Annotated in this window: 10 protein-coding genes and 1 pseudogene (1 of these 11 cut by a window edge); 9 read left to right on the plus strand and 2 right to left on the minus strand. The window is 64.4% G+C overall.

The window, feature by feature from the left end; translation table 11 throughout:
* Positions 1–233: 233 nt before the first annotated feature.
* The 9 genes from GEV06_07920 (at position 234) to GEV06_07960 (ending at position 9,531) form a co-directional block, all read left to right on the plus strand.
* A complete protein-coding gene (locus GEV06_07920; protein ID MPZ17821.1) occupies positions 234–1,160 on the plus strand; it encodes a glucosamine-6-phosphate isomerase in 927 nt (308 codons plus the stop codon).
* Between the two features lie 65 nt (positions 1,161–1,225).
* Positions 1,226–2,056, plus strand: coding sequence for a PIG-L family deacetylase (locus tag GEV06_07925; protein ID MPZ17822.1), 831 nt, complete (start codon positions 1,226–1,228; stop codon positions 2,054–2,056).
* A 97-nt stretch (positions 2,057–2,153) separates the two neighbouring features.
* Positions 2,154–2,474, plus strand: coding sequence for a hypothetical protein (locus GEV06_07930; protein MPZ17823.1), 321 nt, complete (start codon positions 2,154–2,156; stop codon positions 2,472–2,474).
* A gap of 139 nt (positions 2,475–2,613) precedes the next feature.
* Positions 2,614–3,453 carry an aldolase gene (locus GEV06_07935; protein ID MPZ17824.1) on the plus strand — a complete coding sequence of 280 codons (840 nt, stop codon included), beginning with the start codon at positions 2,614–2,616 and terminating at the stop codon, positions 3,451–3,453.
* Positions 3,450–4,595 (plus strand): gfo/Idh/MocA family oxidoreductase, encoded by a 1,146-nt coding sequence (locus tag GEV06_07940; GenBank protein MPZ17825.1) that lies wholly within the window; start codon positions 3,450–3,452, stop codon positions 4,593–4,595. The genes GEV06_07935 and GEV06_07940 overlap by 4 nt, the downstream gene beginning before the upstream one ends.
* The gene (locus GEV06_07945; GenBank protein MPZ17826.1) at positions 4,585–5,787 is read left to right on the plus strand and encodes a carbohydrate kinase family protein; all 1,203 of its coding nucleotides are present in this window, start codon (positions 4,585–4,587) and stop codon (positions 5,785–5,787) included. Before GEV06_07940 ends, GEV06_07945 begins: the two co-directional genes overlap by 11 nt.
* 90 nt (positions 5,788–5,877) lie before the next feature.
* Positions 5,878–6,915 (plus strand): gfo/Idh/MocA family oxidoreductase, encoded by a 1,038-nt coding sequence (locus tag GEV06_07950; GenBank protein MPZ17827.1) that lies wholly within the window; start codon positions 5,878–5,880, stop codon positions 6,913–6,915.
* A gap of 73 nt (positions 6,916–6,988) precedes the next feature.
* Positions 6,989–7,843 (plus strand): DUF1080 domain-containing protein, encoded by an 855-nt coding sequence (locus tag GEV06_07955; GenBank protein ID MPZ17828.1) that lies wholly within the window; start codon positions 6,989–6,991, stop codon positions 7,841–7,843.
* Positions 7,844–7,965: 122 nt separating this feature from the next.
* Positions 7,966–9,531 (plus strand): hypothetical protein, encoded by a 1,566-nt coding sequence (locus tag GEV06_07960; protein ID MPZ17829.1) that lies wholly within the window; start codon positions 7,966–7,968, stop codon positions 9,529–9,531.
* 8 nt (positions 9,532–9,539) lie between these two features.
* On the opposite strand, the gene GEV06_07965 is transcribed toward GEV06_07960, so the two are convergent.
* Together GEV06_07965 and GEV06_07970 are read right to left on the minus strand one after the other, a co-directional pair.
* The gene (locus tag GEV06_07965; protein ID MPZ17830.1) at positions 9,540–10,151 is read right to left on the minus strand and encodes a hypothetical protein; all 612 of its coding nucleotides are present in this window, start codon (positions 10,149–10,151) and stop codon (positions 9,540–9,542) included.
* 62 nt (positions 10,152–10,213) lie between these two features.
* Positions 10,214–10,238 (minus strand): annotated as a pseudogene (locus GEV06_07970) (hypothetical protein) (it continues 992 nt past the right edge of the window).

A 10,238-nucleotide genomic window follows, 5' to 3' on the forward strand; every position in this document is an offset into this window, starting at 1 on the left:
CCACGTGTATAGCCTGGATTTAATGAAACCTTTCAGGCCTTCCAGATACTTCGACCACCAAGGACACGAAGGTCTTCACCACGAACACGAAGGACACGAAGAAAGGAAGGACACGAAGAAGAATTCAAGTGGTTTTCTTCGTGCTCTTCTTTCTTCGTGCTCTTCGTGCTCTTCGTCGTGAAATTCTTCGTGTTCTTCGTGGTTTGGTCACCAAATTCAGGGGCCATAGCGTAATGAGACCTCCAAGCAAAATCGCGCGGGGCTGGTGGGACTACACGACGCTTGACGAGGCTGTCTTGAAGGAAGCCGCGCACCTCACTCCGGAGCGGTTGGCCGGCCTGGCACGCGAGGGATTTCAGATCCGGTTCTACGACACCCTCGAAGACTTCTATCTCGCGGAAGCGCTCGAGTACATCTCGGCCTGGTCGCGCTCGACGGCCGACAATCCCGTGGGCATCTGTGGTCCGATCGGACCGACCGAGCAGCTCCCGCTCGTCGCACGCCTGGTCAACGAGCTGGGGCTCAGCCTGCGAGACGCGCACTTCTGGGCCATGGACGAATGGGCGATCGACGGGAAGGTCGTGCCATCGTCGCACCCGCTTTCCTTCGCGCGGACCAATTTGGAGCTCTGCTTCAATCGGATCGACAAGCGGCTCGCCATGCCAGCGGAGAACATCCATTTCCCCACCTGTCAGTCTGCCGACTACCGTCGGAGCTTCGACCACATCCACTGCGCCGTGATGCAGGGCGGGCAGGGGGAAGTGAAGCACTGGGCCTTCAACGATCCGTTGCCCCGCACCGGCCGATATCAGGACGAGCCGCCGTCGCCCGAGGAGTATCTCGCGCTCTCGACCCGCGTCGTCGACCTCCATCCCCTCACGCTCCTTCAGAACGCACGGACGTCGGGCAACGGCAATTTGTGGCTGGTTCCGCAACAGGCGGTGACCGTCGGCCCGGTGGAAACATGGAAAGCGGAGAAGGTGTCCATCTGGCATGCCGGCACTCATGACAATCCCTTCGGGCTCCGCCTGACGACGTTGATGATCGCAGAGAGGATCGTGGACACCTCCGTTCCCATGTCCCTGCTGGCGCGCCACCCCAACGTGTGCTTCCACTTCTACCGCGGCGGCCTTGGCAGCACTGCTGTCGAGCTGCATTAGGATTTGTTTGCGAGGAACCAGTGACCATGTGCGACATGGCGTGGCCACCTCTGATGTGAAAGCCGATGTCCGAGACGCCCCCTCGCGTGCTCGTTGTCATGGCACATCCCGACGATGCCGAGATTCTGGTCGGCGCAACATTGCTGCACCTGGCCGCCGAGGGCTGGAAGACTGGTATCGTCACCATGACCGCCGGTGACTGCGGCTCCAACGAGACGCGAACCAAGGAAGAGATTTCCCGCATCCGGTATGCCGAAGCAAAGGCGGCAGCTGATTCCATCGGTGCGTGGTACGCGTGCGCCGGCGCGATCGACATCGAAGTGTTCGCCGACAGAGACCGCGTCCGCAGCATCGTGGAGCTGCTCCGGACGTTCGTGCCGGACGTCGTGATCACGCATTCACCGGCGGACTACATGCTGGATCACGAAGAAACCGCCCGCGTCGTCCGCGCCGCCGTGTTCGCGGCTGCGATGCCCCTGTACCAGACGAGAGGCGTGCCGCCAGCACCGGCGGTCCCTGCGACGCCCGCTCTTTATTACGCCGATCCCGTGGAGGGCACGGATTCGCTGGGCGAGCGCATCCTCCCCCACTTCTACGTCGACGTCAGTGATCGGATGGACGCTAAGCGTCGGCTGTTGAGCCACCATGCGTCGCAGCGAGAGTGGCTGCGCGATCATCACGGCGTGGACGAGTATCTGGTGCGCATGACCGAGTGGGCGGCCCGTTACGGTCAGGAGTGCGGCGTCGCGCATGCCGAGGGCTTCCGCCAGCACCTTGGCCATGGCTATCCCCATGGGCCGCGGCTGCAGGACGCGCTCAAGCCTCATGTACGCACCCGGCAACGTCCAGCAGTTAAACAGGGTGACGCAAATCATGGCGCAGAACGAGGGGGCTGAAGACCCCTCGCTACAGAATCTCTGGAGCGTACGTAGCGCGCGGTCTTTAGACCGCGTATAGATGATTCCGATCGGCGGTTGTGCAGCAGGCAGCGATATGAAGAAGCTTTGGATCGCCATCATCCTTGCGGCGTTCACGCTGGGCGACGAGGTCGCCTTCGTCGGGTTTCCCGGCGATGCGTTCGTCGAGCTCGGCCTGAGCATCAAGACGGGATCGCCGTTCCCCTTCATGATCGTGAGCGAGCAGTCCGGGAACGGAGCCATCAGCTACGTGCCAAACCTCAAGGCTTTCTGGGAAGGGGGCTACGAGGTGACGAGCGCCCGGTTCCTTCCAGGCGGAGGGGAGCGGCTGGTGGAGGCGGTCCAGCAGCTGCTGATCGCGCTCTATCCTCACAAGCCGGTGGCGCCCGTGCAGTGACGGCCTCGCTGCGCCCGCCAATGGCGGCATTGACTCGGTCGACGGGCAGCCGGCTCGGCAGCCGTCGATCGCGTTCGCACGACATCGATTCTTCGAAGGCAGGCCTGAAGGCCTGCGCTACGTAAACGAAAGTGAGACTATGCAACCGTTACCGCGACTTCATCGTTTGTTCGGCGCCGACCGTAAGTGCTTCGACGTCGCTATCGATCACGGCTTCTTCAACGAGCGCTCGTTCCTCGGCGGCATCGAGAACATCTCACGGGCAATCGACACCGTCGTCGAGGCATCGCCCGACGCGATTCAGTTGAGCCCCGGCCAGGCGATGCACCTGCAGTCCCGGCCCGGCCCCGTGAAGCCGGCGCTGGTGATGCGCACCGACGCGGCCAACGTCTACGGGTCGAAGCTCCCGCGCACGCTGTTCAGCTATCTCATCGAGGATGCGGTCGAGCGGGCGGTTCGCCTCGACGCTGCCTGCGTCGTGGTCAATCTGCTCCTCCTTCCCGACCAGCCGGAGCTCCACCGCCAGTCGGTGGAGAACGTCAGCCGTTTGAAGCCGCGGTGCGAAGCGCTGGGAATGCCGCTCATGGTGGAGCCGCTCGTGATGCAGCCCAACGAGGTCAAGGGTGGATACATGGTCGACGGCACCCTCGACAAGATCCTCCCCCTCGTGCGTCAGGCCGTGGAGCTCGGCGCCGACGTGATCAAGGCAGACCCTTGCGACGACGTCTCCAGGTATCACGAAGTCATCGAGATTGCCGGCGGCGTGCCGGTGCTGGTGAGGGGCGGCGGCAAGGCGCCGGAAGAAGAGCTCCTCGAGCGGACCTTCGCCGTGATGCAACAGGGCGCGTCTGGCATTGTCTACGGCCGCAACATCATCCAGCACGCACAACCCACGCGCATGACCAAGGCGTTGATGGCCATCGTCCACGATGCGGCCACACCAGCCCAGGCCGTGAAGCTCCTCAGGGATGCTCGATGAGCACGCGAGAGATTCGATTCGGCATCATCGGCGGCGGGATGATGGGGCGCGAGTTCGCCAGCGCCTCCGCACGGTGGTGCCACTTGCTCGACTTGGACTTCGCGCCGAAGCCCGTCGCGGTGTGCGACACGAGCGCCGCCGCCCTCGACTGGTTCTCGCGAAGCATTCCAGGCATCACTGTGACGAGCAACCACGAGGACCTCCTGGGGCGAAGCGACATCGACGCGATCTACTGCGCCGTTCCCCACCACCTCCACGCCGAGCTCTATCAGGCGGTCATCCGCGCGGGGAAGCACCTCCTGGGCGAGAAGCCCTTCGGCATCCATCGCGAAGCGAACCGATCAATTCTGGAGGCCATCGAGGCGCGCCCCGGCGTCGTCGTGCGCTGCTCGTCCGAGTTTCCCTTCTTTCCCGGCGCCCAGCGGATGCTGCACTTCATCCGCGAGGGCCGCTTCGGCCGGATCATCGAGGTCGAGGCAGGGTTCCATCACAGCAGCGACCTGGATCCCCACAAGAAGATCAATTGGAAGCGGCGCGTGGCGTACAACGGCGAGTACGGCTGCATGGGCGACCTGGGGATGCACGTGCTGCACATCCCGCTGCGCTTCGGATGGCTCCCCGATAGGATCTTCGCCTGCCTCTCGAACATCGTGACCTCGCGGCCGGACGAGCAGGGTGAGCAAGCCCCGTGCGAGACGTGGGACAACGCCACCCTCGCCGGCGAAGTGCCGATGGACGGCTATCGCTTCCCCGTGATCTTGTCGACAAAGCGCATCGCGCCCGGCGAGATGAACACCTGGTTCCTCCGAATCTTCGGGACCCGCTTCTCCGCGGAGTTCAGCACGAAGCTCCCGAAGCAGATCCGGACGCTCCCCTACGCGTCCGGACAGCCGCAGGCGTGGCACGTCGCCGACGTCGGGTACGAGAGCTGCTATCCCGCGGTGACGGGAGGCATCTTCGAGTTCGGATTTCCCGATGCGATCCTGCAGATGTGGGCCGCGTTCTGCGACGAGCTGGTGAACGGCCGGGAGCGGATGAAGCAGCCCTTCTACTGTGTCACACCGGAGGAGACGGCCCTCAGCCATCGCGTGCTGACGTCGGCGCTCGAGTCTCAGCGAAAGGGAACGGCCGTTGACGTCTGAGAGAGACGGTTCGTTCGGGCGCGAGGCGGAGGCCGTCATCGGCGGGCACATCTGTCTCGACATCATCCCGGAGATCAAGGGCTCCGACGTTGCCTTCGCCGAGGGCTTCCTCCAGGAGATCGGCAAGGCAGTTGTCTCGACCGGGGGTGCGGTCTCCAACACCGGCCTGGCGATGCGTCGTCTTGGGATCGCGACCCTGTTGATGGGCAAGGTCGGCAACGATCTCTTCGGGCAGGCCGTCCGGCAGATCGTCGGGCGCCACGATCCGTTGCTCGCTCAGGGCATGATCGAGAGCCCAGGCGCCGTGACGTCCTACAGCGTCATCCTCAGTCCGGTGGGACGCGACCGGATGGTGCTACATTGTCCCGGTTGCAACGACACGTTCTCTGCCGAAGACATCGCATACGTGCGGCTCGGCGGCGTCAAGCTGTTCCACCTGGGATACCCACCGTTGATGCGCCGGTTGATCGAGCGGGACGGGGCGGAGCTCGTGGAGCTGTTTCGGCGCGCCAAGGCGACCGGTGTCACGACGTCGCTGGACATGAGCATGCCGGACGAAGCCTCGTTTGCCGGCGGCGTCGACTGGCGCACCATCCTCTCGCGCGCTCTGCCGTATGTGGACATCTTCATTCCGAGCTTCGAAGAGACGATCTACACGCTGTACCCGGACAAGTTCCGCGCGTTCTGCGGACATGCCGGCGGCTTCATCGCCGCCGCCGCGCCGGACCTGGTCCGCTCGATCGGCCGCGACCTCCTGAATCTGGGGCCAAAGATCGCCGGCCTGAAGTTGGGCCGCCTCGGACTCTACGTCGCCACAGCGCCGGCCTCTCGCTGGGCCGAACCGGGCCGGGCGCTGTCGGCTCGACCGGAAGAATGGCACGCCCGCGAGTTGTGGTCGCCCGGCTTTCGCGTGGACGTCGTGGGGACCACGGGCGCCGGAGATGCCACGTTTGCCGGCTTCTTGGCAGCGCTGCTCCGCGGTCGCCCTCCCGAAGCCTGCGTCGCCTTCGCGTGCGCGTCCGGCGCCTGCAACACGGAAGCGGCCGACGCGCTCGGCGGCGTCCTGAGCTGGGATCAAACCTGGGACCGGATAGCAGCCGGCTGGGATCGCCTCGTCTTGCCATTCCCCATGAGCGGGTGGCGGTGGCAGGACGGCGAGGGGGTCTGGACGACCGCCCACACCCAGGTATGATGAGATGGATGCGTGTGACAACAGACGGTGATTTTCTCTTGACGTCTGAGGACGTCTTGGATAAAACCTTACATTAATTCGATTGAACACATGAGCGAGCGAAAAATCGGCATCGTAGGGCTGGGCTGGGTCGCCGGCGCGCACATCGCTGCGCTGAGCTCCGTCAAGGGCGCGCGTGTCACCGCGGTCTGCACGCGTCGCGACTTGAGCACGCAGGACGTCGAACGACAGGTCGGTATGCCGCTGAAGGTGTATCAGGACCTCGATTCGATGCTGAAAGACCCCGAGATCGACATCGTCGACATCTGCACGCCGCACCCGCTCCATCCCGAGCAGGCGATCGCCGCGGCGAAGGCGGGCAAGCACCTCATCATCGAAAAGCCCATCGCGATCGACTTCGAGAACGCGAAGGCGGTCGCCGCGGCGGTCAAAGCCGCTGGGGTGCACGCTTGCGTCTGCTTCGAACTCCGTTTCAGCCAGCACGCGAACGCAGTGCGATCGACGCTGGATCAGGGCCTGCTCGGTGAGCTCCACTACGCCGAAGTCGACTACTACCATGGCATCGGGCCCTGGTACGGCCAGTTCTCTTGGAACGTCAAGCGTGACTTCGGCGGGAGCAGCTTGCTAACGGCCGGCTGCCATGCCCTCGACCTGTTGCTCCACTTCATGGGCGGCGAGGTGGAGGAGGTGACGAGCTACAGCGGCCGATCGACGAGCCCTATCTTCGCGCCGTACGAGTACGACACCACGTCGGTGACACTCCTGAGGTTCTCGGACGGGCGTATGGGAAAGGTCTCGTCAGTGGTCGATTGTCTACAGCCCTATTACTTTCACATCCATCTCGTGGGCAGCGAAGGCAGCCTCCTGGACAATCGGTTCTATTCGCAGCGGCTCAAGGGGCTCCTGAAAGACCGCTGGAGCACGCTTGGGACGCCGCTCGTCGATTCGGGCGACGTGGCAGACCACCCGTATCAGCCGCAGTTCCAAGCCTTCATCGACAGCCTGGCCAACGGCGAGCCGATGCCCTGGACCAACTTCGACGCCGCCTTCGCATCGCATCGCGTCGTGTTCGCGGCAGACCTCTCCGCCCGCGATCGCCGTCCGGTGAAGCTCGCAGAGTTGGCCTGATGACCTCGGAGACAGGTGGACGACCGTCGGTAGTCGGATTGAAAGGAGCGAGCCGGTGATAGTGACGCGAACCGTGCGGACCTGGCTTGTTGCGATTGCCATGACGGTCGGATGCCTGGAAACCGGCGCCATCATCGCCTCCGGTTCCGAGCAGGCCGTCAGACCGAGCGAGGTCATCCGGCTCTTCAACGGCAAGGACCTCACGAGCTTCTATACGTGGTTGGTGGACCATGAGCATGAGGATCCCGATCGGGTCTTCAGCGTGGTCGATCGAATCGATGGCGCGCCAGCCATCCGCATCAGCGGTGAGCACTACGGCGGCATCATCACTGAGAAGGCATATCGAGACTATCACTTGGTCGTCGAGTACCGGTGGGGCGTGGCGACCTGGGGCGATCGCAAGGACCGCACCAAGGACAGCGGCGTCCTGCTCCATTGCCAGGGACCCGACGGAAACAGCCGTGAGGACTTCAACGGCCCGTGGATGCAATCCGTCGAGTTTCAAATCATCGAGGGAGGCACCGGCGACGTCATCCTGGTGCGCGGTTATACGCAGGACGGGAAGCAGCTGACTCCCCGCCTTACAGCCACCGTCAGCGAAGACCGGAAGTGGGATCCGGACGGCACGCCGCGTGAGTTCGAAGGCGGGAGGATCGACTGGTACGGCCGCGACCCGGAGTGGAAGGACGTGCTCGGCTTCCGCGGCCGCGAGGACGTGGAGCATCCCGACGGACAATGGAACCGCCTGGATGCCTTTGTCGAAGGCGACAGCCTCGTCTACATGGTCAATGGGGTCATCGTCAACAAGGGCAGCCATTCGACCCTTACCGGAGGAAAGATCCTGGTGCAATCGGAAGGCGCCGAGATCTACGTCCGGAGGATCGAGCTCGGTCCGCTCCCCGAGCCGACTTCCGCTGCCGCACGCTGAAAGGGCTCGCTTCGCGAGCGCTGCAACCGATCCGCGCCGCCGAGGCTCATCGATCGAACGAGGGGCCTGGCACACTCCTCGGCGGCGCGCGCCCGGCGGTTCTCTTGCGGTATCTGACTCCTTTGATCGCAGGTGCGTTACTGTCGAGCCTTCTACGGCTCCATGCTGGGGAGCCCCGGCCCATTCCCAGTGTTCAGCGCGGGCACGCCATCGAGACGATCGATGGAGAGCGCATCCGGCGAGGCAGGCAGCGTGCGGGCGTCTTCTGTAGCTCCTGTCACCTGAATCCGCCGCCGGAGATGCTGCCTCGCGACACGTGGGACTTCGTCCTGACCTGGATGGGCAATTTCCTGGGCTACGAGCACCGGCAGCCGCCGTTCGCCAACTTGGTGCGGACGGAGCAGGTCGCTCGGCGACCCATGCTGTCTCGCCAAGACTTCGACGCCATCCGCGCATACTACCGGCACGCCGCGCCGGAGCGGCCCCTGCCCCAGATGGCCAAGCCGGAGCCGCGAAGCGCCGCTTCGCGCTTCCGTGTCGCGCAGGCAGCCTTTCGTCTGATGGAGCCGCCACTGGTCACACTGCTCGCGGTGGACAAGGTGCGGGGCCAGGTGGCCGTGGGTGACGGGTTGGCGAAGGAGCTGCTGATCTTCACGCCGTCTGGAACGCTGCGTGAGCGGCATCGCGTGAGCAGCCAGCCGATCGCCATTCGCTTCGATCCCCAGGGGTTCGTGCTGACGCTCATCGGAGACCTGGATCGCGATCGCATGCGGGGCCAGATTCTCCGGTATCGCCGGACACGCGACGGTTACGATATCGAGCCGATCTTGACCGGCTACCATCGCATCTCGCACACGCTGTTCCAGGATCTGGACGGCGACGGCCTGGAAGACATCGTCGTCTCGGCGTTCGGAGATCACGACCGCGGGCGCTTCTCCTGGCTCGAGAACCTCGGCGATGGAGAGTATCGCGAGCACGTCCTCATCGATCGCTCCGGCGCGGTCAATGCCGTGGTGCACGATTTCACGGACGATGGGTTGCCGGAGCTGCTGGTGCTGTTGGCCCAGGGCCGCAACGAGCTGGTGCTCTTCACGAACCGTGGTGGGGGGCGATTCGAGCAGCGGCAGATTCTCGAGCAGCCTCCGGGATTCGGCTACCATGCGCTGGCGGCCGCAGACCTCGACGACGATGGGCGTCTGGATCTCGTCACGGTCAATGGAAACAACATGGAGATTCCAGACGCTCCCCTGCGGAGCTATCACGGCATTCGCATCTACCGAAACGAGGGGCGCCTCGAGTTCCGCGAGCGATACTTCTACCCGATGTACGGGGCGATCCAGGCCGCCGTCGCGGACTTCGATCGAAACGGCCTCTCCGACCTGGCCGTCGTGTCATACTTCCCGGACTGGTCGCTCGATCGGCCCGAGTCGTTCCTGATCCTCGACAACCAGGGGAGCTTCCGCTTCACACCGTATACGGTTCCGGGGACGTCGAGCGGGCGCTGGATGCGCGTGGAAGCGGCGGATGTCAACGCCGACGGCAGGCCCGACATCCTCTTGGGCAATGGCCTCAATGACAGCGGTGTCCCGCGAGACCTGTTGAAGCGCTATCGCCGGCAGGTCGCCAACAGCCCCGCTGTCCTCGTGCTCCTGAACGACCACCGCGTGCCGACTGGCGCGGCGCCGTGACTCGCACATCAGCGGTCCGGTGTTGCCTTGCAGGCCGTCAGGAAATTTGCCGTGATGCGCTGCACACGCTTGTCGGGACCGTGCGGCCGGCCGTAGTGCGAGTACGGAGGGACGAGCCCAGGCGGCGCCGAGAGTCCCATCGACCAGAAAATCGTCGCCGCGTTGAAGACCCAATTCCCTCTCGGACCGGGATACACCGTCGCCGCATACGGCGACTCGAGGTCGCCGCTGTTGATCGTGGTCCCTTCCGCCACCACCTCGAGGCCGGGGATGTCGGCCGGCTCGCCGTGATGCTCCCACCCGACGAGCCCCGGAATGCGGTCGCCGTTCCGCATCCCCGTTCCTTCGAAGATCCAATGATCCGCCTTGCTGACGATCCAGTCGGCCGAGCCGTTCGGTGGGAACGGATTCCGCGCGCCCATGAGCGTCCCTTCGTTCGGGAGCTCCAAGTCGAATGGCGCGGCGTAATTTGGTCTGGCCCGTTCGGCCTCGCTGAGCCCACCGAAGCGGCCGACGCGATGGAAGATGCGATGGGGGCGGCCCGCCGGATCCGGCACCGTCGACACCCGCTGGCCGCCGCGCGTCAACCCGGTTCGCTCATCGATGGTCTCCGGCTTCAAGACCGTGGCAGGCGCCAGGTCGATGGCCCATTTGATGGCGTTCCCGGAGAGGAATCCTGCGCTCAGCCCCTCGTCGACCGCCTGCTT

The sequence above is a fragment of the Luteitalea sp. genome (genome assembly GCA_009377605.1).
GTDB lineage: Bacteria > Acidobacteriota > Vicinamibacteria > Vicinamibacterales > Vicinamibacteraceae > WHTT01.